Below are 23173 nucleotides of genomic sequence, written 5' to 3'. Positions count from 1 at the left end.
GATACTGGGTTCGAACCAGTGACGCCTAGGTACAAGCGATACTGGGTCATACCGCCGAAAAGTGCCTCTGGCCTGCGGATTCGTATAACAGTATCGCCTGACGCGGTTAGCCACAAGCGGACACTGATTTACACTGTTATTGCACATATGTTGCACGAACGGAGAATCATGGCAACGTCAAGGCGAGGCTTCGGAGCGATCCGCAAGCTCCCTTCCAAGCGCTACCAGGCCCACTACGTGGGGCCGGACACCATCAAGCATTTGGCCCCCACCACCTTTGACACCAAGGAAGATGCTGAGGCGTGGCTTTCTGATCGCCGCCGGGAAATCAGCAACGGGACATGGGGAACCGCCCAGGCTGTGAAGAAGAAGAAGAGCACATTCGGCGCGTTCGCCGAGAAGTGGATCGTCGAGCGCGAGCTCAAGCCCCGCACTCGCGCACATTACCGGTCGTTGCTGGACGACAAGATCCTGCCGACGTTCACAGACATCAAGCTGACGTCCATTACTGCCCCACTGGTCCGGGAATGGCACTCCGGCCTAGGTTCAGCCCATCCCACCTACAGGGCGCACGCTTACGGCCTCCTGCGGACCATCCTTGCCACCGCCGTCGAGGATGAACTGATCCCTGCCAACCCCTGCCACATCCGCGGTGCCGGTACTTCGAAGCGCGTCCACAAGATCAAGCCAGCGACTCTTGATGAGCTCACCTTGTTGGTTCAGGCCATGCCGCCCAAGTACAAGGCCCTGACGCTGGTAGCCGCGTGGTGCGGACTGCGGTTTGGAGAGCAAGTAGAGCTGCGCCGGGAGGATGTCGACGTGAAGAACGGCGTCCTGCACGTCCGCCGCGGTGTCGTCAGGGCAGACGGGGAAGTCATTGTGGGCAAGCCCAAGTCCGATGCCGGCGTCCGTGACGTCGCTGTGCCGCCGCACCTGATGGAGATGCTCAAAGCCCACATAGCGGACTACGCACAGCCGGGGCGGAAGGGTCTGTTGTTTCCAACTGTCAAGGGCGGGCACCTGGCCCCCAGCACTCTCTACAAGAGCTTCTATAAGGCCCGCAAGGCTGCCGGGCGGGAAGATCTGCGCTGGCACGATCTGAGGCACACAGGGGCCGTTCTGGCGGCTTCTACTGGCGCCACTCTCGCCGAGCTCATGGCACGGCTTGGCCACTCCACATCACAAGCCGCCCTCCGCTACCAGCACGCAGCGGCCGGCAGGGATGCTCAGATCGCGGCGAAGCTTTCCGAAATAGCAGACGCCGGGTAGATATTCCTGTATCAATAAGGTCTGCAGTGGGGGGTTTTGACAAAATCCGAAACGGCACATAATCTGTGATAGCAGTGAGGTTCAAATAGGAACCCCGGCGACCATGAATGCCCAACGGGACCCCGATGGGCATTTTTTGTGTCCGCATGGCCCAGAAATTGACAGGACATCCTTGTCCCGCTAGGTTCGTTATGATCACGCTTGAGGTAGGCAACTAAGACTATCTCGGGCAACCAACCCGAACGGCAACGCCGAACGGGTTTTTTTGTGCCCGAAATCAGGGCCCCGCCGCTTAGCCCGGCATTCTTTCCCCATCCCCCAAAAAGAACCAAGGCCGTAATCGGTCATGCCCTCAAGGCGTGGCCCATTGCGGCCTTTCGCATTTAAGGAACCCTCCATGACCACGCCCAAATTCGCCAGCCTTGCCACCGCCGCTGAAATCGCCGGAGTTTCAACCAAGTCGATTCGGCGCTACATCGCGGCCGGACGCATTACCGGATACCGCGTCGGCCCCCGCATGATCCGCGTCAACATCAGCGAGCTCCAGGACCTGCTCGCTCCGATCCCCACAGGCACCGCCGATTCCCGGAGGGCCTAACCATGGTCCGGGCATCAACCCCACACCGCCGCCAATGCCAGTCCATCAGCATGCCCATCAGGGCAAGACAGAACTACTCCCCCGACAATCGCCCTTCACGAGGAGGCCGCTCAGCATGAGCGCAAAGAAAAAGCCCCGCAGTCTGGCAACTGCGGGGCTCTCAAAATCTCAATCCACGAAGAGTCTACAGCACCCCTGCCGCCGCGTGGTGGTCGCGTGATCAATATCGTTTCGGCCATCACCGTTGACGTCCGGGCCTACCGCTTGGGCCGGATCTACGATGCAGCGCAGTTAGACCGCCACGCGGCGGAAGCCCTGAGCCAGGCCAACCCTGGGGACTTCGTACGAATCCTTGTCGGTGACTTGGAGCCGGCGCCAGTTCCTGAGTCGTTCTCTTGGGTACGCGGGGACCTTGCCTACACGGTCGACGGGCCGTTCCCCCGCGTGAATGAGGCTTGGAAGCAGATGCTCCGGGCTGCGAGCGCTGCTGGGATCGCCAGCTCACCTAGGGCCGGTGACCACTGATGGCGCGCATTCGTACAATCAAGCCCGAATTCTGGACCGATGGAAACATCGTCAAGCTATCGCCACTGGCAAGGCTGTTCTTCATTGGCATGTGGAACTTCACACTTTGCGATCACGGGCACGTTGCTGACGACGCCTTTCGGTTGAAGCTGCAGATCCTCCCTGCCGACGACGTAGACCCGCAAGACCTCCTCTTGGAAGTCATGAATGCGGGCCGCGTGCAGCGGATTTCCGATGGCACCGGGCGGTCATTCCTCCACGTCAAGCGGTTCGAGGACCACCAGAAGATCGACCCTCGGTGGAAAACACGTTGCCCCGCGTGTGCTCAACTAGGCTCCCTCGCCCCCGTCGAAACTCCGGTGAGTTTGCCGGAGCCACAGCGTGACTCACCCACACTCCCCCTAGGAAGGGATGGGATGGGAAGGGATGGTAAAAAGACTCCCTCAGCACCGGCTCCGCCGTCGCAGGATTTCCTGGATTTCTGGGCGGCGTACCCAAGGAAGATTGGCAAGGACCTCGCACGGAAGGCCTTCGAGAAGGCGCTGAAGCGGACGGATGCCCGGACGATTATGGACGGCCTCGAAACCCTCCGCATCGAGGTGGCTGGCAAGGATCAGCAGTTCATTCCCCACCCGAGCTCGTGGCTGAGCGCCGGCCGCTGGCAAGATGAAGCGCCCCAGGGCGCCCTGCTCGCTATCGTTCCTCAGCAGCATGGGTGGGCGAACGTATGAACCCCGACCTGAACGCAGAGCATTACGTAATCGGCGCCTGCCTCCTTTCTGCCGATGCCGTCCGGTTCGCTGAGCAGATCCTCCACCATTCGGATTTCTACCGTCCGCAGCTCGGTGAGGCATTTCGCATCATGTCAGCGATGCGAACGGCCGGTGAACCTATCGAGCCGTACACGGTAGCCACGAAGCTGAAGGAACACCAGGTTGGTGGGCTGGAGTATGTGCACCTCTTCAGCTTCATGGAAGCCACATCCTCCGCCCATACGGTGGAGTTCTACGCTAAGCAGGTCCGGGAGGATGCCGTGAAGCGGGCACTCCGTGCCGCGGGGCAGAAGCTGATGCAACAATCCGGACAGGAGGGCCTCCCGCCCGCCCAGGTTCTCAGTGAAGCCCTCGAGGGGCTGCGGGCCATCCGAGAGAACACCCCGGGGAAGTCCCTGACCTCCAAGAAGCTCGCGGAAATCCTGGCTGTCGTGGAAGACCATGACTGGGTAGTGCCGGGCCTTTTCGAGCGTGGCGACCGGATGATAATCACCGGATATGAGGGCCTCGGCAAATCCACATGGATCCGACAGATGGCCATCCTGTTTGCGGCCGGCATCAACCCCATAACGCTGGACCACATCGAACCCGTTCGGGTGCAAGTGGTCGACGTGGAAAACACCGAGGGGCAGTGGCGCAAAGAGGTCCGCGGGATTGTGGCCAAGGCCGCCCAGTACGGAAAGCACGATCCCGGAAATATCGACATCGCTTGCCACGGGCGTATCGACATCACCAAGGACACGGGCCTGTCCGCCATCCACCGACTAGTGGACCAGAACAGGCCAGACATCCTCTTCATCGGGCCGATCTACAAAATGGTGGCGAACGGAATAAACAACGACGACGACGCAGCCCCGCTCATCACAGCATTGGACTCACTCCGGGACCGCGGCCTCGTGCTCGTCATGGAGGGCCACTCACCCAAGGGAAACGGACAGCAAGTCCGCGACCTGTCCCCCCGCGGATCGGCTGCCCTCATGGGCTGGCCCGAGTTCGGCTTCGGCCTGGCGCCTGAAGGTGATGGATCCAGCGCGGCGACTATCCAACGCTGGCGCGGGGACCGTACCCGGGGCACCGACTGGCCCAAGCGCCTCGAGAAGGGCGGCCCATTCCCTTGGACCGCAGACAATGTCCACCCAGAAACCCGCCGCAAGTTCTACGGCTGGGAAAAATCGCAAGGCGGTGGCTTCTGATGACAACACCCATGGAAGCCCGGAAGGAAGCCCGACCTATGAAGACCAAGTGCAGCGCCCGCCGCTCTAACGGTGAACCATGCCAGCGCTCGCCAATTGCTGGTGGTGCTGTGTGTGGAACTCATGGTGGTCGGGCTCCCCAGGTAAAGGCTGCAGCAGCCCGCAGGAAGGCAGCCGAAGCGGTACAAGCCGAGGCGCAAGCAATCCTGGCTCATGAGGGTTTTGCTGGCGTCGAATCCCCACTGGAAGAACTTTCCAGACTGGCAAATGAGGCGCTCGCGGTAAAGACAGCCAGCGCAGCAAGAGTGAATGCTCTCACGACCATCTCTACAACAAGCAAGCTGGGCGTGGATTCACTCGCCGTGGAGGTTGCTCTTTACGAAAGGGCGATGGACCGCGCAGGCCGCTTCCTAGACATGCTGGCGAAGTCCGGCTTCGAAGAACGGAGACTTCGCATCGATGAGCAAACGGCCGGAATGTTTGTCACCGTGATGCGCAATGTGCTGGCTCGGCTGGAGCTCACCCCGTCACAGCAAGCGCTCGTCGGCACGGTTGTGCCTGAGGCGCTGAGAGCGCTCAATGCGTGAACCGCTGAAGCCCCCCAAAGGCCACGCAAGCACCGGGGCCGAACAGACTGCCACCGCTGCCCCACGAGGCCGAGACAGAGGCCTCCAGCGCCCGGCACAAAGCCTTGCCGGCTACGTCCCTCCCAGCGTCTGCGAGCGCTGTGTCCCCGTCGTTCGCATTGTCGAGGATAGCTATTTCCTCACCGTCAGCCAGTCGGCGCATGAGCCCGGCTGCCAGAACCACCCCTGCACTCAGACACTCTCAAAGGAAACCTCCCCATGGTGAATGCCATTCTCGGCGACAACTACTACCTCAGCCAGCGCCTTAATAACATCGAAGCCCAACTCCGGGGCCTCTCCACCCAGCAGATCCTGCTCAACGCCTCCACCGGGCAGGACGGCGGGCAGGGACTGAGCATTGACGCCGGTGGAATGCACCTATTCAACCCCGCCGGGGTGGAGGTCACCACGCTGAGCACGGCCACCGGAGAGCTCAAGACCGCGGGTACCAACGGCGCCGTGACCATTGCGGCGAACGCGACACCGGTAACGGGAACGCAGCCCGTCCCAAATATCCTCTTGCAGTGGACGGCCGCGGGCACCACGCAGACAAAGCCGGCCGCCATCTATTCCTATGAGAATCGGGTAGGGATACTGAGCCCGGCACAGTCCACGGTTCCCACCGCGGGCTATCTCTCAGTGAACAATGACTCGTGGAGCCTGGCCTGCACGGACAAGTCAACCGGTCTACAGTCCGGAGCCGCCGTCACCGGAACCAACACCGGAACTTGGGGAATCGCGGGATCGGGCGCGGCAGCCCCGTACGCTCAGGGCAACAGTGACAGCTCCTGGACAGTGGCGCAGTCCGGCAATGGCCCCTCGGTGTATTCCACCCCCGGTGTGAATGGGGCTGCCAACTTGGCCGGAGGCGGAACCAACGGCAGCGTCAACCTTGTCTCACATGGCACGGGCAGCGTGGCGCTCTATGGAAACACGACAGTCAGCGGCACGTTCTCAGCGACAGGGACCAAGGCATTTGTTATGCCGCACCCGCTGGACCCTGCCAAGACCCTCATGCACGCCAGCACAGAGTCCCCGGTCAACGGCGTCGAGTATTGGGGCACCGCGACGACGGACGCCACGGGCACGGCCACGGTCACTCTCCCCACGTATTTCGAGGCACTGACCAAACCAACGGGCCGGGCCATCCTGCTTACCCCCGAAGGCCCAACCCCGGCACAGCTCAGCTATGAACCAATCGCAGCCGGGGCCTTTACCGTGCACGGGCCCGCCTGGCAGTCCTTTAGCTGGTTGGTCAAAGCAGTCCGGCAGCAGATCGTCAACGGCACTGATGTCCTGGCATTCCAGCCCGAACAGACCCAAGCGCTAGCCCCGGCATCCCGCCCGGCACCGGCCGAACCCGCGGCCGTCGCATGAGCACCACACCAAAAACTGACACAACCTCACGCAACCCATCGACAGGAAACCCCTTGACACATCTCAACTCACTCTCGAAGCCATCCGTCGAATACTTCGGCACTTCCACCTTGGATGAGTCCGGAACCAGCACCATCGACTTGCCCGGGTATTTCGAAGCCAAGGGAGCCGTGCACGCATGAGCCGATCACTTAGCCAGCAGGGCTCACTTCGGGTCCCACCCGAAAGCGCCATCTACGCGGTCAATACCCCATCACTGACGCCGCCAGCCAACCCGCAGAACGGGCAAGTTTGGCTATCCTCGCGCTGGCAGGATAGCTATATCCCGGCAGGCGCGGCCCAGCATAACCACATCGTGCAACCGGCAGGCGGCTGGGAAGGCGCATGGGTGCAGGAACCGCAGGTCTGGTACAACACCGCTACAAGCCAGTTCTGCATGATCTATACCGGCGGCGTTGCCAGCGAATACCTGGGCCTGATGACCTGCCCCGGAACCTCTGACCCCATGGTCCTGGGGAACTGGACCCGCAGCGGACCCAACCCCGTCATTGGAAACACCTATGGCGGGTGGGCAGGATCGGCGCAGCACTCCGGTGTGCTGGTCGAAAACGGCACTATCTACGTCTATTTCTGCGACCCCGCCACGGGTGCGCTCCATGTGGCCACCGCCGCCACCTCAGCCCCGTCCGTGTTCACTCATGTGGGTATCGTGTTCACCCCGCCGGCCGGGACCATTGCGCCGTCGGCAAATCCTCACGTCATGAACGTTGCGGGAACCTACACGATGTTCTTCGAAGTGCGGGACAGCACCGGTAACCGCTGGCAGCTTGGCAGGGCCACTAGCGCCACGCCCACCGGCACGTTTACCAGCGTCTCCTACCCGATGCCCGGGCTCGAAATCAACCCCGGAAAATCCTGCTTCTCCAACATCTTCATTGTCAAAGAGGGCCCGCTGTACGTTGCGTGGCTTCACTGCACCTGGGGGCAGTTCCAAACCACCATGTACCTCCCCTCCGCCGTATACCGTGCCACCTCCACAGACCTGAACACATGGACTCTCACCGATGGTCAGATGCCCCTCATCAGGCTGGATCATCAATTCGAAGTGGATCAGGTAGCGGACGTGTGTCTCGTGACCGGGCCGACCGGGATTAACTACGCATTCTGGTCCGCATGTGACAACGTCTTCTCCACCGGCCACATCATGGGCGCCGTCGTTGCACCCCGCCCGATGCAATGGGACGGAGCCAAATGGAAGCCGCTAGTCTCTGCGACCCCAGCAGGACCGAACCTGCTCATACCCTTCCATGGGGCGAACCAGCTTGGCAGCACCCTCACCACAACAACGGCCAACGGCACCGCCGTCGCAGTTGGTATCGGCTTCGGCACCGTGACGCTGCCTGACGCATCATCCCTGACCGCGTCAGCGGCTCTCCGCGTCAAAACTGATACGGCGGGGAAGGTCATGGTCAAAGTTTCCATCCTTGACCAATTCAGCACCGTCAAGGCGTCAAGCTCCTTCGCGGTTGACGACATGCCCGTCAACACGTACAGGTCCTTCGCCCCACCAACGATCCAGTCGAACATGACCAGCGGAAGAACTTACAGCGTCAAGGTGGAGGTCACAAACTACGCGGCGACCGCAACGACAACCGTTGAAGCCAGCGACGGAAGCCAATTGGTTCTTACCGGAACTCCCGCAAGGCTGTAGTTACGTCTCGGGCCGGTGCGCGGGGTTCGAAGCCTAGCTTCGAGCGGTCTCTCTATGAACCTGTAGAGCAGCGCTGACAGCCCCGCGCACCGGCCGACATCTGCAACGAGTAGCCACGATAGGCGGACCCAGAGACAAGACGGGCGAATTGGCGGCACGATCAGGGGCGAACCAGCGATGACTTAGCCTTTGCTGGCACGCCGGCCCAAAGCTGATCGGCGGTGCATGTACCAACCACCACCGCTCCGGCAGCGATGACGCAACCTTTCTCGATGACTGTCCCCGGAAGGATGATCGCCCCGGCGCCAATCCAGACACCATCACCGATGACCACTGCGCCGGATGTTGGCACCCCGCCGCCCGCACGCCATTCCGAAGGCCCAAGGTCGTGCGTGGACGTGATGATCATTACCCGCGGACCGATAGCCACGTTCCTGCCGATTGTTATCGGGGCAATCCCTTCGAACAGAACCTCCCGGTTCACGTATGATCCGCGCCCAATAGACAGGTTGGAGTTGTGGATTTGAACGTTCGCCTCGAACCCCACTTCGGCCACGTCGAAGCCGGCCGCCGTGAGAAGCCGCCACCGCCTACTTGTTGACAAGAGAGGCTGAGCGGCAAGCCACTTAAGCACATTTTGCAGAGTCATGCGCCCCATCTTATGGGGCAAACAAAGATTCAAATTGTTTGCTCATGGGGATCGCAGGTCTGCCCATCCTGACGGCGCGCGAACTCCTGTTAGAAGGCATCCACCGGAACGGCCAAAAAAAGACCGACACTTGGTGTGGCCTAACGAATCAGCACGGGAATCTGTTGGGCGGCGGCATCAGCCATGAGCTTCGCGCCGGCCTGATTGGCGTGCACGCCGTCGTCCGACAGCCCGTCTTTCCACTGACCGCCGGGCGTCTCCACTGCGGTGGTCACGTCCAGGAGGCCGATCTTATTGGCGGTGGCATATGCGGTCAGGAGCTTGTTTGTGTCCAGCACTTCAGGGCCGCGCTTGGCGGATGGCGGGATGAGGGCAACGACCGGTTTCGCGCCGCGTGCCTTCACGCCGTCGATCAAGTCCTCAACATTGGCGGCGGTCCGGTCAGCACCAACGGCAGACAGCAAGTCGTTGGTCCCGGCCTGAACGATCACGATCCCTTTGGAAGCGGCGGCCTCATCAAGCTTGGCGGTCAGCACCGTGGCGGAGGCGCCGGGCTGGGATGCGAACGCGCCAAGCCTCACGCCCGGGATTGTGCCGGCCTCCACCGTCTGGCGGAACCAGGAACCGGCATTGAACGCGTGGGAGTCGCTGAGCACGCTCACGACCACGGGCGCGACTGAAGCTGTGGGTGTTGCCACGGGCGCAGTGGACTTCGGAACCGCGGCGGCGTCGGCGGACGGAGCTCCCGGCTTCAGCGCCACAGCCACGACGAACACGGTCGCCGCAGCCAGCACGGCCAGCCAAACGTACTTCAATTCAAACCGCATCTTCCGGCGCGCCATCAATCCCCCATCTTGAAATATTCAAACCTTCGCAAGTCTACTGCCCGCCGAACGTTAGCCCCACCCTCAAGGCCCTCGCCACATGGCGGGGGCGTGTCACCCGATGAATAACAAGGAAGAGGCCCTCTGCCATATGAGCAATCAGGATCCACATCTAAACGACGTAATGCCAGCTGACGAACAGGCGGAGATCTTCCGCGATGGCCTCTTGGGCCACCACTATGCCCTCATGAAGCAGATCAGCGCACAACTCGAAATGGCCAAGTCATCGCCGGGAGCCATGACTCCGGAAGTCGTCACATTTTTCGAGCAAGCACTGGCCGCGGAAAGGCATTGGCTCGAGTCTCGCGGGATCTACTTCCCTGACTCAACGGCGGTCGAGGAGGGAGAATGAGTGACATGCACGAAATTGAAGCGGCAATGAGTCCCCTGACCAGGGAGAACGTGGCCACGGTGATGTCTCAGTTGGAGGCGTTGCTTGAAGTCCTCCCGCCTGATGCCTCAAGTGATACGGATGCACGTTTGAGGCACGATATCGAGGTCTTGCTCGCGGGATACAAGGCAGGCGCGCCATGCCACCGGCCAAAGCCACCGTGAGCAAACCCCAGACATGCAGGAGAATCGGACCATGAGCACTAACCCAGCACCGGACGACGTGACCCCACAGCTTCCCGCCTCCGTGGCGGGCAAGTCAGCCGAACAAATCGAAGACATCCTCGCAATGATCGACTCAGGCGAACTGGACGCCACAACCGCGCAGCGCGCCTATCTGGCCGGTGCTGCGTTCGCCCTCCGCGAGCAAGCAAAGTTGACCGCGACAAACTAAGAGACCCAGAACGGTCCAACGGGTCCGCTTACGCTATCGTTCTTAGGAGTCCCCTGCGCCGGTATGGCCGGACCGTGCGGGTGCAGGGGAATCTCGAGTCACGTCGGGCAACTCCCTATCGGTGGCGACGCATGCGGCCAGTGTGGCGGCGGCGTATTGCACCACAAGGTCTCCCAATAGCACTCTCAGACGTTGAGCGCATCGTGAAACATGGTCCTCGGCCCGCTCAAGGTCGTCGACGGCGGAAGCTAAACGCCAAGTCGGCTCCTTTCCGACCGAGGCTCGACGTTCGGCCGTTGCCTGCTGGAGGGCCAGGGACTCCTTGTAGCGATCGAGTTCGCGTTCGCTGGCCTCGAAATAGATGGTGGCCTTCTCCACGTCCATCGGGAGATAGATTTCCGGATGAGTGAACCGGCGCACGGCGCGATGAAGGCGTTCCAACGCAATCTCTGGGGCGACTTCGGACGCATTGCGCTCCAAGTTGCATTGACGATGAGCCAGCCGCAGATTGGCCCACTCGTGGGTGGACCCGCGGTTGGATCTATGGATGATGTGATCCATGGACGCGCTACCGGGATGGGGGTGCCGAAGGGAGATGTCCACAGAAGTTCCGCAGATCCCGCATACTCCCTTGTCACGCACGTGCAAGACGAAGTGGGCCTTCCGTGCGTCAGAGGGAACCTTGCCGTTCAATTCCTCGAGCACTAGCGATTCATACGTTTGTAGGCTCATCGGGCGAATGTTGAATGCCTCGATGGGTGGGAGATCCATTGCCCCATGCTACTAGTGGCTGCTTGGGACAATGCGGAGGACTTCGGAAGCCCACGCAGTCGACCCTCTGAGAAGGGAATTCCCCAACCGGGCCGTGCCGTTCCCGTTTTTCAAGCCAGCGGCCTATATACAAAAGAGTTCATTTGTATATACGCTCGGGACATGGCCACCAAGACAGCCCCCCGCAGCAAGCCCCTCGCTCTTGCGTACTTGAGAGTTTCGACCGCACGTCAGGCGGACCACGGCGCATCGCTGGAGACGCAGCGGGCCGCGCTTGTGGTGGAAGCGGACCGCCGGGGATGGGATGTCGAGATAGTGGCCGATGAAGGTCTCTCTGCCAAGAACATGAAGCGTCCGGGCCTTACTTCAGCCCTGGACCGTCTGGATGCCGGGGAAGCCGACTACCTGATGGCCATCCGCCTGGACAGGGTCAGCCGAAGTGTCGTGGACTTCGCTGGACTAATGGCCCGCTCCGACCGCAAAGGCTGGGGAATTGTCCTGATCACTCAAAACATGGACACCAGCACCCCGACAGGGCGCCTGACGGCCAACATCGTCGCTTCCACGGCGCAGTTCGAGCGGGAACTGATCAGCGAGAGAGTCAGCGAGAACATCGCCAGGCTCAAGGCCGACGGCGTGACGAAGGATGGGCGCCGGGTACGGTTTGGACGGCTTCCCGTTCTTCCCGAGGACATAGTGTCGGGGATCCGCGCCGACTTTGCAGGCGGCAGTTCAATGAACGCCATTGCCAAGAGCTTGAACGAACGAAACGTCCCCACCGCCCACGGCGGCAAAGCCTGGTACGCGGCCACGGTGAAGCGGATCATCGAATCACAGCGGATCATGGTCGACGCCTGAACCGGTGTTGCCCACGCTACTTCCTGCCGGGTTCGTCAGCGAGTCCAGCTAAGTATGCACAGAAGTCGGACATCGCTTGGATCCGCCATTGCTGAAGGCGGAGATCGGCATTGGCCAGGTCCCCATGCAGACAACGCAAGGTGTCCTTCGGGTGAGTCCGATTCCGTCGGGGCGCTCGTCGTGCGCGACAGCCGACGCTATCCAGAGCTGTCCTCCTTCAGATAGCATCACTCGCAGTGCGCGTTGACAATATCATCGCGCATTGGTCTCATGTCTCTTCCTTTTGAAAGGACCCTGTCATGGCAGGAATCATCACTTGGCTTGGTGCGCTGGGCACCACAGGCAAAGCAGTCGTTGTAGCTTCGGTTGTCGCCACCGGGGGCGCCGGAGCTGCGGTTGCCACCACGGCCGCCATATCATCCGTACCAGCTACAACCACGGCTCCTACGGTCACCGATTCACCCGCTCCTACGGTCACCGATTCACCGGCTCCCACGGCCACCGACTCACCCGCCCCTACGTCCACAGCCTCACCCGCCTCTACGGCCAGCCCGTCAGAAACCTCTGTGCCGGAACCTGCAGAGACATCTGTACCGGAACCTGCCGAGACGAAGGGGCAGGCAGAAGCTCCCGAGTCTGAGCACGCAGAGGCTCCTGAGACGGAACAGGCTGGGTCCGAGGGCGAAAGTGCGAAGGCCCATGTCGGCGCCGCCGAGCACCGTGCCGCCGGTCAGGAGAACGCTGCCAGCCACCGTGACGAACACGCCGCTACCCCGGCCACCCCGTCGCACGTTGAAAAAGACGCAGTACCCGCCGCCCCGGCACCGCAGCCTACTCGGAGCGGCGAGTCGGATGAGCACAGCGACGGCAAGTAACGTCACCGGCTCGAACCGGATGCGCCCTCTACGAACCGGGGGAGGCTCTGCCACTGGCGCCTCACCCTCAAAGCACCCCGCGGTTGATCAGCCGACGATCTGATCGGATCAACCACGTTCAAGCAGGTCGCGCACAAAGCGGTCCCGGATAAACCTGGGGTCCGCTTGTGTCTGATGTCTGCGTTCGTGCGCCGGATATCGCCACAACACCAGCCAAGACTCGCCGCCATGTAGTCGCTTCTTCCCTCGAACATCACCGCATCAGATCCTGCAAACCGCTTCACCGGCAATATACTCGCTGCCGCCGCGCAGTATGAGCGGGAGCTTATCGGCGCCCGCACTCGCGAAGGCATGGCTGAGAAGCGGCGTCAGGCTATAGAGACAGGCATTCCAACCAACTTTGGCCGGCCGCGCACCATGTCCGCAGATGTCGTGGGAGAAATAACGGCATCGCACGCCTCCGGGATGTCCATGCTGGCCATCGCCAACGGCCTCACGGAACGTCGAGTGCCCACAGCGCAGGGTGGTGTCCGCTGGCACGCCTCCACCATCAAAAAGGTCCTGCAGGGCGCATAGCGCGGGCTGCGTCTAACGTGCAGTCGATACGGGCTCACGCTAAGGGTCCCCGTTTTGCAGACTTCTGCGAATGGCGGTAAGTTGGCCGCGGCCCTTCCGCATACCCCCCAGCTGCGGAGGCGTCGAACACCAGGGAGCCCCCACGCTCGAATCCGCCCGATTCGCGTGGGGGCTTTCTTTTTCGGTTCGCAGGGCTGGCCGGATGTGACCCGCATATCCCTCGGCCTCACCCAGGACATCGCGGCGTTACTCACCGACCAACTGCACGGAAACGTGTCAGCTGTCCGGCCTGCTGGAAGGGCGGCCAAATACGGACGTCGCCGCGCCCATTCAGCGCCTCGCGCATCCGCCCGCGGCTATCGGGGAGACTGCGGCTGGGGCACCACCAAAGCTAATGCGGCCGGCGCCTGAACCGAGGCAGGACCTTCGATGAGTCGGACCAGGCGGGCAAACTGAGCAGATCCCACGTGATCACACCTTCAGTGAACACCCGTGCGCACACGGTGCACGAATAGATGTGCCGTAGCGCTTCGTGCGTCAGTTCGTCTTCGCGTGTCGGATGGGCGACACCGTCGGCGTCAACTCTCATAACCGCACAATACCTTCGGTAGAGGCGAAAGTCCCGGAATTGTTTCTGAACCAGGAATGGCCGTGTTGTGCGCGGTGCCGGGATGACAATCGCCGGAATAGCGGCTCAGTTGACCGCAGAAGCAGTGCCAACGGCCCGCGGCGTGTACATCAACGCCTGAGCCCGAATCCCCACGTCACCGCATGTAGGGGGCCCATGCGTCCAGCATGGAGACGACGTCCCTGATTTGCCCGTTGGCCAGGGTCTCCTTTTCGTCGCAGGCCGCGCTGTTCGGGTCTTTGCAGGCCGTAACCGCGTCAACGTTCGACAGCGGAGTTAGGTCGGCGATCGCACGATCCACGAGCCTGCTTACCTCGGGGTTTGGTTTGGGCAGGGCGACTATGTCTCTGATGGCGTTTTTCGCGGTGAGCGTTACGGTGACAACCGTCATGCCGCACGTCATAACCTTGATCTGTTCGGCGGTGCTCTTACCAAGGACTCGCGCTAGTCCGCACTCCACGATGTTGGCGTTATAGTCCCGCCAGACCTTCTGATTTTCCGAGAGGATGCTCGCGAATTGGGCGGGCGTGGCCGTCTGGACTGGCGATGGAGTTGGAGAACTTGGGGTCGCAGCGGGCGCCGGTGTTGATGGGCTTCCGCAAGCGGAGAGCGTCACCCCTGCCCCGATCGCGAGTGCAACTAGTTTCTTCATGTGTCCCCTGCTCATGAGATTCCCCATTTTTCTGTGTGTGAGCCTTCGGTGGCTCGGGATGATCGTAAGTTCTCAACGATTCGATGGGGCTCGTGAGCCTCCGTCTCTTCGTCACGTTTGTTTGGCGGCGTGTCCTGCCTTCGGACCTTCCCGTCAGGGTTGATTGTTCGTGGCTTCCCGGGTGGCATTGCCTTCGAGGTGCTCACGTGTCAGCCGCTGGATTTTGGTGGCCCATCGAGACCAGCCGACGCCCGCGATAATCACCAGGACAACGCCAGCTTGAGCCAGCGCCTGCGCGCCCGCGAAGCCCGCGATTAGGCAGATGAAGGCGGCGAGGATGACCCAAGCGACTTTAGATTGCGATTTCTTGGCCTGTTCAACGGATGCGGCCGTGAACTTCAAGAGCTCTTCGGACATCATTACCTCCAGAGGTATTCGGCAAGCTGAGCGACCGTGCGCGTACGCGGAGCATCGTGCGCGAATTGACACATTCCCCCAGAATGAATTTTGAGTCCTGTCCGGAATCCGGTTTTGTTCGGACGCTACCATTCGCCGGACTTATCGGTGCCCGCCGAAATCAAAACGTGATTGTTGCCCCCATTGAGTCGAGACTTCGCCGCCTGCCTAAACGGGGCAGCATGCGTCCCGGATGGCTGCGGCAGCACCGAGGTCACCGGGGGCGCCGATAATGCGTCAGCGGCCATGTGACCCGCGCTCAGGGCCCCGTGAGGCTGCACGCGATATTCCTCCGGGATTAGCGACATGACGGCGTCGCGTGTTTCCTGAAGCGACAGATCGGCATCGATGATGTCGCGGACTGCATGGCGCAGCACTGCGGCGCAGGTCAGGACCATCACTCCACCGGCTCAGATGCCAAGAATGCAGTCAGCTTCCGGCCCATCGTGGCGAAGAGCTCAGCGGCCGCGGCGATTTCTTCCCGCGTTCCCGTGAGTTCGAGCAAGTTGGATTCCGCTAACACGTCCAGACCCAGGTTCTCGAAGTCTTCGAGCGCGATGGTGAGATGAACACCGATGGGGACGCTTCCACCCATCACCGTGGAAGCGTTCAAGGTTGGTTCCTCGCGAGCGTTCAGCACGAGGTCTCGAGTGTCGTGCCACGGGGGGTCGAAGTTGTAGCCGCAGTCATCGTTAGCGCGGTAGGCGCGGACCAGTTCGGCTGGAGAGGTTGTCTCGGCTTCGAGTGCGGCGTATTTGAGCAGAGCCTCAAGCCGGTTTAGTGCATCGTCCAAGTCGTTGGAATCATCCGGGTAGATGTCTTCATCCAGGACGTAGGTGAGGCCGCCCTCTGGAGCCCACGTTAGGGCTGCCGCTGACTGCGGCCGCCCATTGACGAGAGCGGCGCCGTAAATGAAGGGGCCAACCCATCCATTCGGACGGTCTGTAAGGTCTGCGGGCGTTGCGCGTCTGAAGCCGGCAGGGACGCTAAGCGGCGCGTCATCTCGGACGGTCTTGGTGGTGGTGGTGTTGCTCATGATCTTCCCCCCGTGGAGTGGATTGGCTGACATTGAAAGACTAGATGAGATTTGCCATATACACAATGGGAACCCTTCATGTATGTTTGAAACATGAACAGCAGCCAGCCACTCAAGGTCATTGGGTACATCCGCGTATCGACGTCGAAGCAGGACATCGGCCCGGAAGTACAGCGCACCGAATTGGAAGCGGAAGCCAAGCGGAACGGCTGGGAGCTCACGATCCGCCGGGAAGAGGCAGCGTCTGCCACAAGCTTGAAGAATCGGCCCGTGCTCGCCTCCGCGCTCGCAGACCTGAAGGCCGGCACCTATGAGGCCCTGGCCGTGTCGAAGCTTGACCGGCTTTCCCGGTCGGTCAGCGACTTTGCCGGCATGCTGGAAACGGCGAACCGTCAGCGATGGGCGCTCATCTGCCTAGACCTTGGCATTGATACCTCCACCATCACCGGCGCGGCCATGGCCCAGGTGACATGCGCCTTCGCGGAAATGGAGGCCAAAAAGATCTCGGAGCGTACCCGCAAGGGCATGGCAGAGATCAAGAAGGGCGGGAAGCACATGGGGCGCCGGAGCGTCCTGCCCGCCTCCACCGTCCGTCAGATCGTCTCAGAGCGCCAAAATGGCGTCTCGCTGGCAGGGATTGCCCGGAACCTCAACGAGGGCGCGGTGCCGACTGCTACGGGCGGGAAATGGTACGCCTCCACAGTGAAGCAGGTGCTCGGGAGCGCGGCGGCCGTGCGCTATTCAAACGCTTGAGCCGATAGCCCGCTCAGGGAACCACCAACGATCCGCCTAGCTTGTCCTTGATCTTGGCCAGCACCGACGCGTCATGAGCCTCCACGATCCAGTGAGGTCCCTGCAAGGACGTGGTCTTTGTAAAACCCATGAGGGTCTTACCCAGGCTCATGTCACTGTCAGTCTTGAAGACGTGCAGCCCCATGTCACTGGAGCATTTGATGAAGTCCTCGTTTCCGTCCTTGGACGGGTCCGGCGCGTCCCCTGGGCAATCCACCCCTGAGGCGATCACAGCATCTCGCAGCTTGGTTGCATTCTCATAGGTGGCATCTTTGGCCGGCCCGCAGGCGACCATCGAGAGCACAACAATGACAGCACCTAGAAGTGCCGGAAAGACGGTCTTATTCACTGATTCCCCCAAAGCGAACACAAAACACGGCCCCCAGTCCGGGGATGATCGGAGACTAACACTCACGTTGCCGTTTTACGGAGCAGTGACAGGCTTCCACTCAGGAGTACTGCCCTTCCAGCTCGCAGGAAAGCCCAACGCCTGAAAACGGATCTGCGAAAGCGATAAATGCACGCCTTCCTGGCCTTGCCACGCCGCTTGTTCGACCATGAGCAGATAAGCGCGCTCCCCCGCCAGAGTCAACCGCACGCCCCGCTCTTCGGCCAAGACGTAGCCGAACCCGTCGGCGTTCAAGGGGAGGCCCCTTTGGTGCGCCTCTTCCATCGTCCAGAACCTGATCTTGTCAACGCGCATCACACCGCGGGCGGTCACAACGACGGACGCCGGGTTCGACGCCGGACGGACGCCTGTTGTGGCGGGGCTGCTTCGGACCTGGTGAGGATTGCCTGTAGGTGGGCTTCGGTGAAGCGGATGGTGCGTTCGCCGAATCGGAGGTGGGGCCAGGTGCCGGCTCGTGCGTTGGTGCGGATGGTTGCGGGTTTGAGTTGGAGGATTTCGGCTAGCTGGGTGACGGTGTACGTTTGCGGAACTTTCGGCGTTTCGTCGTTCAAGCTCAAAGTCTTGGATCCAATCAGTAGCGGTTGATATCGGGGTCTAAGCCCTGAAGATAGCCCAGTTGGGCACTCAAAAGCTACTGAAGGCTTGATTTGCCTGAAACTTAGTGGTAAAAGCATCACTTTCTGATGCTTCAAGCACCAAACCCGCTGAAGGCGCCTCCGCATGCCCCCAATTTTGCGGAGACGTCGCCCGTGAGAAAGCCCCCACTGCTTGAGTCCGCCCGACTCGCGTGGGGGCCTTTCTTTTTGCATACTGGCTGGCTCCAGGCCAGAAAGACGGCCATGGATAGCGTAGTTGCACCCGGACCTAGAACCTCAGATCCTTGGCTATGTCCTTGACTTTTTGGTGGTGGGTGGCTTCGCGTACCTGCTCGTCGACCTCAGCCTGAGCATCACTACGATGCTGCGCCTCGGACAGTTCGTTTACCTTGGCTACGACAGCCTCTAGCGTCCGCTGATGGTAATCGCGGACTTCCTCAATGGTGGTCCGGGCCAAGACCATTTTGTCGCTATAACACCGGGCGATGCCTGACCGGTGCATGTTCGAGTACGAGGGCGGGTTATCCCAGATAGCGACGATGGCTTTCTGCTCGAAGTCGCTGAGCGCGCGAGAAAATGCAAACGGCACCGGATAAAGAGCAGATCCGGGCATTCCATCGTTGACTGGTGAGCCCACCGCCGCGGTGATGACTCCGGTGATCTTGAATGGCACGTACTCAGTGGTTGTCATGCGCCTAGTTTCACACCTGGCCTCGGAAAGCAGGGCTCACTGTCTGGCGTGTCTCAGACATCGCTGCGCGGACTCAGCTATCCCGAGTGGCCATGATCCCGCACTTGATAGCAACTTGAGTTCAGTGAAGGAATTGCAGGTCGTACGGGTGGCACTCCCCAGACGACAGACTCTATCGCACGTAAGTTGCACGACCCAGATCAAACCTTCAAAAAACGGCTTCTGACCTGCGGTTTTGTTAGTGGGCGATACTGGGTTCGAACCAGTGACCTCTTCGGTGTGAACGAAGCGCGCTACCACTGCGCCAATCGCCCTAACGACATTGAATGCTAGCCCACCCTGGACGATTTTAGAAATCGGCGTTCCGGAAGTCCGGCAAGTGGGAAGACGGACAGGCAGAACACGAGACGGTCCACCGGCAGCGTCCCCACGCCTGCCCTGCCGAATTACATGGCTGTAATTCGGAAAAAGGCCTAGAACTCAAGGAAGCAGGCCCCTTGGGCCGGCCACTCGACGGCCCGATTTGTGGATTCCCCGAACCTCCTATAGAGTTCTTACTCGTTGGAACGCGAGGAAATGCCGAATGCGGCACGGAAATGCAGCACAACACTGCGGACGTAGCTCAGCTGGTAGAGCACCACCTTGCCAAGGTGGATGTCGCGAGTTCGAATCTCGTCGTCCGCTCGCAGGACACTGTCACAGCAAAGGTTCTTCGGAATCCTGCTTACACGGTGGGTTGGCCGAGAGGCGAGGCAGCGGCCTGCAAAGCCGTATACACGGGTTCGAATCCCGTACCCACCTCGGTGAAAACCCTGGTTCCGGTTCATTCCGGATGGCATTGGGCGATTGGCGCAGCGGTAGCGCGCTTCCCTGACACGGAAGAGGTCACTGGTTCGATCCCAGTATCGCCCACCAGAGCAAGGCAACTTGCTTGTTGTTGAACGTCCGGGAAACCGGATTGGACCTCATGTGCGGACGTAGCTCAGCTGGTAGAGCACCACCTTGCCAAGGTGGATGTCGCGAGTTCGAATCTCGTCGTCCGCTCTCTTGTTTCGTTAAACAAGCAATACATCGGCATACCGGATTCTTCCGGTCGCGGGCGATTGGCGCAGCGGTAGCGCGCTTCCCTGACACGGAAGAGGTCACTGGTTCGATCCCAGTATCGCCCACCATCGGCAGCTCTTCGGAGCTGCTTTTTTGTTGCCGCGTCGCGGGCGCTCTTCCGCCCATGGGGCCAAAGCCCCTCGACACCGCCCCTGGCCTCCCTTGGCACCTTCGGAGTCTGCGGATAGGATCACAGGCGGAGGAGCGATCTGGCTCCGCGACCGAAGGGAGGTGCCCGTGGGAATTCTTGACGATCTGAAGGGCAAGGCTCAGCAACTGATTGGTGGCAACGAACAAGCCATCAAGGACGGCATCGGCAAGGCCGGTGACTTCATCGATTCCAGGACCGGCGGCAAGTACGCCGACACGATCGATTCCGTCCAGCAGGGCGCTGCCGGCCTCGTGGACAAGGTTGACCCGCAGCCGGGAACGGTTCCGGCAACCGAAGCACCCCACGTCGCCGGTGAGCCTCCTGTCGCCGCCGAGCCTCCTGTGGCCGGGCAGCCCCGGCAGCAGGGCCTCTAACCCAGGTACGTCAGCGAGGTGCCGGTCCCGCCGAGAGGCGGCGCCGGCACCTTTGGCGTTTAAGAAACGCCGTGGCCTGGGGAATGCCTAGGACGGCTCGTGGTTCTGGCCCTCGCGTGCCAGCGCCGTCAATCGGGACACAGCACGGAAATACTTCTTCATGTACCCGCCGGTCATCATCTCTTCCGTGAAGAGCTGGTCGAACGGCACCCCGCTCGCCAGGATGGGAACATCCTTGTCGTACAGGCGGTCGGCCAGCACCACGAAGCGCAGGGCCACGGCCTGTTCGTTGATCGTTTCGACGTCGCGCCAGACGACTGCCTCGATGCCATCCAGGAGCTGCCGGTAGCGGCTCGGGTGGACGCCTTCGAGGTGGGCGATAAGGGTCTTGAAATCATCCCTGGCCACGGTCTTGCCATCGAACTCGGCCTGCATATGGTGAGTCAGGTCCGCGTTCCGGAGCGGGGCGGGCGCGGCTGGCAGTCCGCGGTGCCGGAAGTCCTCGCCGTCGATTCGGACCACGTCGAACTGGTCCGCCAGCACCTGGATTTCGCGTTGGAAGTCCACTGCGGCGAATCGTCCGTCGCCGAGTGATCCGGGCAGGGTGTTCGACGTGGCGGCCAGCTTTACTCCGGCGTCGGCCAGTTCACGCATCAGCCGGGACATCAGGACCGTGTCGCCCGGATCATCGAGCTCGAACTCGTCGATGCAGACCAGCTTGTAGCTGCTCAGCGCCTCCACGGTTTTGCGGAACGACAACGCTCCCACGAGGTTGGTGTACTCCACGAACGTGCCGAACGCCTTCGGGCCCGGGGCGGCATGCCAGAGCGAGGCCAGGAGGTGGGTCTTGCCAACGCCGAAGCCCCCGTCCAGGTAGATCCCGGCGCGGGAGTTGTCCTTCTTGGCGAACAGCCTCTTGAACAGGCCTGCGCCATCGCCATTGCCCACGCCGGCGGCGAAGGACTCAAGCGCCGTCACAGCGCCGGCCTGGCTCGGCTGTTTGGGGTCTGGCCGGTAACTTGCGAATGAAACCTTTCCGAACCGTGGTGACGGATAAAAACCATTAAGGAGTTCATCCACGGAAACTGCCGGCGTACGCGCGGCAAGCTGCTCAATCTGTACCAAAATGGTCCGTTCTGCTGGTTTCTTCTCCCCAAAAAGAATACCGGCAATGCCGGATGCTCCCGTGAGCGGAGGGATCCACGTGATGAAGGCCATATTTCGCTCTGTGAATGCAGGGACGCAAACATGCCGGCCCGTGGTTAGTGTTGGAGAAGGCCCGGCTGCCGCTGCACCATGTCCATGGCCCGGGCCCCTGACAGATTCAGCGAAAGGCCATCACCGTGTCCTACCCGATTGAACAAAACGAGAAGTTCGCCGCCTACGCCCACCCGGAGCGCCTCGTATCCACCGAGTGGCTGGCCGCGGCCCTTGAGGGTGGCGCACTCAACGAAGGCAAGCTGGTGGTGGTGGAATCGGACGAAGATGTGCTGCTCTACGAGACCGGCCACATTCCCGGCGCCGTCAAGATCGACTGGCACACCGAGCTGAACGACCAGGTCACCCGCGACTACATCGACGGCCCTGCCTTCGCCGCGCTGGCCGCGGCCAAGGGAATCTCGCGGGACAGCACCGTGGTGATCTACGGCGACAAGTCCAATTGGTGGGCCGCGTATGCCCTGTGGGTCTTCAGCCTGTTCGGCCACGAAGACGTCAGGCTCCTCGACGGCGGTCGCGACAAGTGGGTTGCCGAAGGGCGCCCGCTCACCACCGAGGCCAGCACCCCGGCGTCCGGCAATTACCCCGTGGTGGAACGTAATGACGCCCCCATCCGGGCCTTCAAGGACGACGTTCTGGCGCACTTCGGCAAGCCCCTGATCGATGTCCGCTCCCCCGAGGAGTACACCGGCCAGCGGACACACATGCCCGCCTATCCGGAAGAGGGCGCGCTGCGCGGCGGCCACATTCCCACTGCGGCCTCCGTCCCGTGGGCCCGTGCCGCCGCTGAGGACGGCACCTACCGCAACCGTGAGGAGCTGGAGGCGCTCTACCTCGGCGAGGCGGGCCTCAAGCCCGGCGACGACGTCGTGGCGTACTGCCGCATCGGCGAACGTTCCAGTCACACCTGGTTCGCCCTCAAGTACCTGCTGGGCTTCGAAACGGTCCGGAACTACGACGGTTCCTGGACCGAGTGGGGCAATGCGGTCCGCGTGCCCATCGCCAAGGGCGCCGAACGTGGCACCGTACCGGCGTCGAAATAGGCAGCCGCAATATCGTCCCGGTGTCCGGAGCCGCCGCGGTGCACTCCTCTGTCAAAAACTGCGTAAGCTGGAACTGATGACTAACCTTGCCCTTCCCGCCGCACTGGCGGAAATTGTTGATGACTTCCAGGCCCTGACGGAACCTGAGCGGCTGCAGCTGCTGCTGGAGTTCTCACGCGAGCTCCCGGACCTCCCGGAGCACTTGCGCGACCACCCGGAGCTCCTCGAGCAGGTGGTCGAGTGCCAGTCGCCGTTGTTCCTGACCATTGAAACGGAAAAGAACGACGACGGCGCTCCGGACACCGTGCGGCTGTACTTCAAGGCTCCACCGGAAGCACCCACCACCCGCGGTTTCGCCGGCGTCCTCCATGAGGGTCTTGACGGCCTGACTGCTGCCCAGATCATGGCCGTTCCCGACGACATGCCCGAGCTCCTGGGGCTCACCCGCGCTATCACGCCCCTTCGCATGCGCGGCATGACCGCAATGCTGGGCCGGATCAAACGCAAAGTGGCCGCCACCGGCGTGCCGCTGTCCTAGCAACGGACCACCCGGA

Annotated in this window: 29 protein-coding genes, 6 tRNA genes and 1 pseudogene; 23 read left to right on the top strand and 13 right to left on the bottom strand. The window is 61.5% G+C overall.

Annotation, left to right across the window (positions count from 1 at the left end):
- Positions 1-168 precede the first annotated feature (168 nt).
- The 8 genes from ACP4XC_RS08550 to ACP4XC_RS08515 all read left to right on the top strand — a co-directional run bounded on the left by ACP4XC_RS08550 (position 169) and on the right by ACP4XC_RS08515 (position 8072).
- Positions 169-1269, top strand: coding sequence for a tyrosine-type recombinase/integrase (locus tag ACP4XC_RS08550; RefSeq protein ID WP_427174480.1), 1101 nt, complete (start codon positions 169-171; stop codon positions 1267-1269).
- A gap of 397 nt (positions 1270-1666) precedes the next feature.
- Positions 1667-1867 (top strand): helix-turn-helix domain-containing protein, encoded by a 201-nt coding sequence (locus tag ACP4XC_RS08545; protein ID WP_427174478.1) that lies wholly within the window; start codon positions 1667-1669, stop codon positions 1865-1867.
- Positions 1868-2391: 524 nt separating this feature from the next.
- Positions 2392-3123, top strand: coding sequence for a hypothetical protein (locus tag ACP4XC_RS08540; protein WP_427174477.1), 732 nt, complete (start codon positions 2392-2394; stop codon positions 3121-3123).
- Positions 3120-4358 carry an AAA family ATPase gene (locus ACP4XC_RS08535; protein ID WP_427174476.1) on the top strand — a complete coding sequence of 413 codons (1239 nt, stop codon included), beginning with the start codon at positions 3120-3122 and terminating at the stop codon, positions 4356-4358. The genes ACP4XC_RS08540 and ACP4XC_RS08535 overlap by 4 nt, the downstream gene beginning before the upstream one ends.
- Positions 4359-4396: 38 nt before the next feature.
- The gene (locus tag ACP4XC_RS08530) at positions 4397-4945 is read left to right on the top strand and encodes a hypothetical protein (protein ID WP_427174475.1); all 549 of its coding nucleotides are present in this window, start codon (positions 4397-4399) and stop codon (positions 4943-4945) included.
- A 258-nt stretch (positions 4946-5203) separates the two neighbouring features.
- Positions 5204-6361, top strand: coding sequence for a hypothetical protein (locus ACP4XC_RS08525; protein ID WP_427174473.1), 1158 nt, complete (start codon positions 5204-5206; stop codon positions 6359-6361).
- A gap of 53 nt (positions 6362-6414) precedes the next feature.
- Complete coding sequence (locus ACP4XC_RS08520; RefSeq protein WP_427174472.1) at positions 6415-6543, top strand: hypothetical protein; 129 nt, start codon at positions 6415-6417, stop codon at positions 6541-6543.
- A complete protein-coding gene (locus ACP4XC_RS08515) occupies positions 6540-8072 on the top strand; it encodes a hypothetical protein (protein WP_427174470.1) in 1533 nt (510 codons plus the stop codon). Before ACP4XC_RS08520 ends, ACP4XC_RS08515 begins: the two co-directional genes overlap by 4 nt.
- A gap of 160 nt (positions 8073-8232) precedes the next feature.
- Here ACP4XC_RS08515 and ACP4XC_RS08510 read toward each other — a convergent pair whose 3' ends face one another.
- Together ACP4XC_RS08510 and ACP4XC_RS08505 are read right to left on the bottom strand one after the other, a co-directional pair.
- Positions 8233-8721: an acyltransferase gene (locus ACP4XC_RS08510; RefSeq protein ID WP_427174469.1), complete on the bottom strand. Its 489-nt coding sequence runs from the start codon at positions 8719-8721 to the stop codon at positions 8233-8235.
- A gap of 140 nt (positions 8722-8861) precedes the next feature.
- Positions 8862-9548, bottom strand: a complete 687-nt coding sequence (locus ACP4XC_RS08505) for an SGNH/GDSL hydrolase family protein (protein WP_427174467.1) — start codon at positions 9546-9548, stop codon at positions 8862-8864.
- A 118-nt stretch (positions 9549-9666) separates the two neighbouring features.
- Between ACP4XC_RS08505 and ACP4XC_RS08500 the strand changes: the two genes are divergently transcribed.
- A complete protein-coding gene (locus ACP4XC_RS08500; RefSeq protein WP_427174466.1) occupies positions 9667-9957 on the top strand; it encodes a hypothetical protein in 291 nt (96 codons plus the stop codon).
- A gap of 234 nt (positions 9958-10191) precedes the next feature.
- A complete protein-coding gene (locus ACP4XC_RS08495; protein WP_427174465.1) occupies positions 10192-10389 on the top strand; it encodes a hypothetical protein in 198 nt (65 codons plus the stop codon).
- A gap of 42 nt (positions 10390-10431) precedes the next feature.
- Here ACP4XC_RS08495 and ACP4XC_RS08490 read toward each other — a convergent pair whose 3' ends face one another.
- Entirely contained in the window at positions 10432-11160 is a 729-nt protein-coding gene (locus ACP4XC_RS08490; RefSeq protein ID WP_427174464.1) for an HNH endonuclease, read from the bottom strand.
- A gap of 162 nt (positions 11161-11322) precedes the next feature.
- On the opposite strand from ACP4XC_RS08490, the gene ACP4XC_RS08485 reads away from it, so the two are divergent.
- The 4 genes and pseudogenes from ACP4XC_RS08485 (at position 11323) to ACP4XC_RS08470 (ending at position 13469) form a co-directional block, all read left to right on the top strand.
- Positions 11323-12018, top strand: coding sequence for a recombinase family protein (locus tag ACP4XC_RS08485; protein ID WP_427174462.1), 696 nt, complete (start codon positions 11323-11325; stop codon positions 12016-12018).
- Between the two features lie 299 nt (positions 12019-12317).
- Positions 12318-12893 carry a hypothetical protein gene (locus ACP4XC_RS08480; protein WP_427174461.1) on the top strand — a complete coding sequence of 192 codons (576 nt, stop codon included), beginning with the start codon at positions 12318-12320 and terminating at the stop codon, positions 12891-12893.
- Between the two features lie 252 nt (positions 12894-13145).
- A pseudogene (locus ACP4XC_RS08475) lies at positions 13146-13253 on the top strand (recombinase family protein); the annotation flags it as partial.
- Positions 13254-13310: 57 nt separating this feature from the next.
- On the top strand, positions 13311-13469 hold the full coding sequence (locus ACP4XC_RS08470; protein ID WP_427174459.1) for a recombinase family protein: 159 nt from the start codon (positions 13311-13313) through the stop codon (positions 13467-13469).
- A gap of 764 nt (positions 13470-14233) precedes the next feature.
- Here the strand turns inward: ACP4XC_RS08470 and ACP4XC_RS08465 are convergent.
- The 4 genes from ACP4XC_RS08465 to ACP4XC_RS08450 form a co-directional block, all read right to left on the bottom strand.
- Positions 14234-14488 (bottom strand): hypothetical protein, encoded by a 255-nt coding sequence (locus tag ACP4XC_RS08465; RefSeq protein ID WP_427174458.1) that lies wholly within the window; start codon positions 14486-14488, stop codon positions 14234-14236.
- Between the two features lie 414 nt (positions 14489-14902).
- Positions 14903-15169 carry a hypothetical protein gene (locus ACP4XC_RS08460; RefSeq protein ID WP_427174457.1) on the bottom strand — a complete coding sequence of 89 codons (267 nt, stop codon included), beginning with the start codon at positions 15167-15169 and terminating at the stop codon, positions 14903-14905.
- Between the two features lie 122 nt (positions 15170-15291).
- Positions 15292-15606, bottom strand: a complete 315-nt coding sequence (locus ACP4XC_RS08455) for a hypothetical protein (protein WP_427174456.1) — start codon at positions 15604-15606, stop codon at positions 15292-15294.
- Positions 15603-16274, bottom strand: a complete 672-nt coding sequence (locus tag ACP4XC_RS08450) for a hypothetical protein (protein ID WP_427174455.1) — start codon at positions 16272-16274, stop codon at positions 15603-15605. Before ACP4XC_RS08450 ends, ACP4XC_RS08455 begins: the two co-directional genes overlap by 4 nt.
- A 60-nt stretch (positions 16275-16334) precedes the next feature.
- Between ACP4XC_RS08450 and ACP4XC_RS08445 the strand changes: the two genes are divergently transcribed.
- Positions 16335-16994, top strand: coding sequence for a recombinase family protein (locus tag ACP4XC_RS08445; RefSeq protein WP_427174454.1), 660 nt, complete (start codon positions 16335-16337; stop codon positions 16992-16994).
- A 13-nt stretch (positions 16995-17007) separates the two neighbouring features.
- Here ACP4XC_RS08445 and ACP4XC_RS08440 read toward each other — a convergent pair whose 3' ends face one another.
- The 5 genes from ACP4XC_RS08440 to ACP4XC_RS08420 form a co-directional block, all read right to left on the bottom strand.
- Entirely contained in the window at positions 17008-17382 is a 375-nt protein-coding gene (locus ACP4XC_RS08440; protein ID WP_427174453.1) for a hypothetical protein, read from the bottom strand.
- A 75-nt stretch (positions 17383-17457) separates the two neighbouring features.
- The gene (locus tag ACP4XC_RS08435; protein WP_427174452.1) at positions 17458-17676 is read right to left on the bottom strand and encodes a hypothetical protein; all 219 of its coding nucleotides are present in this window, start codon (positions 17674-17676) and stop codon (positions 17458-17460) included.
- A 74-nt stretch (positions 17677-17750) separates the two neighbouring features.
- Positions 17751-17993, bottom strand: coding sequence for a helix-turn-helix domain-containing protein (locus ACP4XC_RS08430; protein ID WP_427174451.1), 243 nt, complete (start codon positions 17991-17993; stop codon positions 17751-17753).
- 313 nt (positions 17994-18306) lie between these two features.
- On the bottom strand, positions 18307-18729 hold the full coding sequence (locus tag ACP4XC_RS08425) for a hypothetical protein (RefSeq protein WP_427174450.1): 423 nt from the start codon (positions 18727-18729) through the stop codon (positions 18307-18309).
- A gap of 242 nt (positions 18730-18971) precedes the next feature.
- Positions 18972-19043: transfer RNA gene (locus ACP4XC_RS08420), tRNA-Val, on the bottom strand.
- A gap of 297 nt (positions 19044-19340) precedes the next feature.
- Between ACP4XC_RS08420 and ACP4XC_RS08415 the strand changes: the two genes are divergently transcribed.
- The 6 genes from ACP4XC_RS08415 (at position 19341) to ACP4XC_RS08390 (ending at position 20358) form a co-directional block, all read left to right on the top strand.
- Positions 19341-19413 (top strand) — tRNA-Gly (locus ACP4XC_RS08415).
- A gap of 46 nt (positions 19414-19459) precedes the next feature.
- Positions 19460-19530 (top strand) — tRNA-Cys (locus ACP4XC_RS08410).
- 39 nt (positions 19531-19569) lie between these two features.
- A tRNA-Val gene (locus ACP4XC_RS08405) sits at positions 19570-19644 on the top strand.
- A gap of 56 nt (positions 19645-19700) precedes the next feature.
- Positions 19701-19773 (top strand) — tRNA-Gly (locus ACP4XC_RS08400).
- Positions 19774-19826: 53 nt separating this feature from the next.
- Positions 19827-19901: transfer RNA gene (locus ACP4XC_RS08395), tRNA-Val, on the top strand.
- A gap of 169 nt (positions 19902-20070) precedes the next feature.
- Positions 20071-20358: an antitoxin gene (locus ACP4XC_RS08390; RefSeq protein WP_427174449.1), complete on the top strand. Its 288-nt coding sequence runs from the start codon at positions 20071-20073 to the stop codon at positions 20356-20358.
- 87 nt (positions 20359-20445) lie between these two features.
- Here ACP4XC_RS08390 and zapE read toward each other — a convergent pair whose 3' ends face one another.
- On the bottom strand, positions 20446-21483 hold the full coding sequence (gene zapE, locus ACP4XC_RS08385; RefSeq protein ID WP_427175058.1) for a cell division protein ZapE: 1038 nt from the start codon (positions 21481-21483) through the stop codon (positions 20446-20448).
- A 218-nt stretch (positions 21484-21701) separates the two neighbouring features.
- On the opposite strand from zapE, the gene ACP4XC_RS08380 reads away from it, so the two are divergent.
- Positions 21702-22619, top strand: coding sequence for a sulfurtransferase (locus ACP4XC_RS08380; RefSeq protein WP_427174448.1), 918 nt, complete (start codon positions 21702-21704; stop codon positions 22617-22619).
- A gap of 76 nt (positions 22620-22695) precedes the next feature.
- Positions 22696-23157 carry a SufE family protein gene (locus ACP4XC_RS08375; protein WP_427174447.1) on the top strand — a complete coding sequence of 154 codons (462 nt, stop codon included), beginning with the start codon at positions 22696-22698 and terminating at the stop codon, positions 23155-23157.
- The last annotated feature ends 16 nt before the right edge of the window (positions 23158-23173 follow it).

The sequence above is a fragment of the Arthrobacter sp. 92 genome (genome assembly GCF_050260325.1).
GTDB lineage: Bacteria > Actinomycetota > Actinomycetes > Actinomycetales > Micrococcaceae > Arthrobacter.
The sequence above is the reverse complement of the archived record's forward strand: the minus strand, read 5'-3'. Positions and strand labels throughout refer to the sequence as shown.

Bases quoted from the DNA above. Each gene is read 5' to 3' on its own strand.
- ACP4XC_RS08550 (WP_427174480.1), top strand. From the start codon at position 169: ATGGCAACGTCAAGGCGAGGCTTCGGAGCGATCCGCAAGCTCCCTTCC.
- ACP4XC_RS08545 (WP_427174478.1), top strand. From the start codon at position 1,667: ATGACCACGCCCAAATTCGCCAGCCTTGCCACCGCCGCTGAAATCGCC.
- ACP4XC_RS08540 (WP_427174477.1), top strand. From the start codon at position 2,392: ATGGCGCGCATTCGTACAATCAAGCCCGAATTCTGGACCGATGGAAAC.
- ACP4XC_RS08535 (WP_427174476.1), top strand. From the start codon at position 3,120: ATGAACCCCGACCTGAACGCAGAGCATTACGTAATCGGCGCCTGCCTC.
- ACP4XC_RS08530 (WP_427174475.1), top strand. From the start codon at position 4,397: ATGAAGACCAAGTGCAGCGCCCGCCGCTCTAACGGTGAACCATGCCAG.
- ACP4XC_RS08525 (WP_427174473.1), top strand. From the start codon at position 5,204: ATGGTGAATGCCATTCTCGGCGACAACTACTACCTCAGCCAGCGCCTT.
- ACP4XC_RS08515 (WP_427174470.1), top strand. From the start codon at position 6,540: ATGAGCCGATCACTTAGCCAGCAGGGCTCACTTCGGGTCCCACCCGAA.
- ACP4XC_RS08510 (WP_427174469.1), bottom strand. From the start codon at position 8,721: ATGACTCTGCAAAATGTGCTTAAGTGGCTTGCCGCTCAGCCTCTCTTG.
- ACP4XC_RS08505 (WP_427174467.1), bottom strand. From the start codon at position 9,548: ATGCGGTTTGAATTGAAGTACGTTTGGCTGGCCGTGCTGGCTGCGGCG.
- ACP4XC_RS08500 (WP_427174466.1), top strand. From the start codon at position 9,667: ATGAATAACAAGGAAGAGGCCCTCTGCCATATGAGCAATCAGGATCCA.
- ACP4XC_RS08495 (WP_427174465.1), top strand. From the start codon at position 10,192: ATGAGCACTAACCCAGCACCGGACGACGTGACCCCACAGCTTCCCGCC.
- ACP4XC_RS08490 (WP_427174464.1), bottom strand. From the start codon at position 11,160: ATGGATCTCCCACCCATCGAGGCATTCAACATTCGCCCGATGAGCCTA.
- ACP4XC_RS08485 (WP_427174462.1), top strand. From the start codon at position 11,323: ATGGCCACCAAGACAGCCCCCCGCAGCAAGCCCCTCGCTCTTGCGTAC.
- ACP4XC_RS08480 (WP_427174461.1), top strand. From the start codon at position 12,318: ATGGCAGGAATCATCACTTGGCTTGGTGCGCTGGGCACCACAGGCAAA.
- ACP4XC_RS08470 (WP_427174459.1), top strand. From the start codon at position 13,311: ATGTCCGCAGATGTCGTGGGAGAAATAACGGCATCGCACGCCTCCGGG.
- ACP4XC_RS08465 (WP_427174458.1), bottom strand. From the start codon at position 14,488: ATGACGGTTGTCACCGTAACGCTCACCGCGAAAAACGCCATCAGAGAC.
- ACP4XC_RS08460 (WP_427174457.1), bottom strand. From the start codon at position 15,169: ATGATGTCCGAAGAGCTCTTGAAGTTCACGGCCGCATCCGTTGAACAG.
- ACP4XC_RS08450 (WP_427174455.1), bottom strand. From the start codon at position 16,274: ATGTCAGCCAATCCACTCCACGGGGGGAAGATCATGAGCAACACCACC.
- ACP4XC_RS08445 (WP_427174454.1), top strand. From the start codon at position 16,335: ATGAACAGCAGCCAGCCACTCAAGGTCATTGGGTACATCCGCGTATCG.
- ACP4XC_RS08425 (WP_427174450.1), bottom strand. From the start codon at position 18,729: ATGACAACCACTGAGTACGTGCCATTCAAGATCACCGGAGTCATCACC.
- ACP4XC_RS08375 (WP_427174447.1), top strand. From the start codon at position 22,696: ATGACTAACCTTGCCCTTCCCGCCGCACTGGCGGAAATTGTTGATGAC.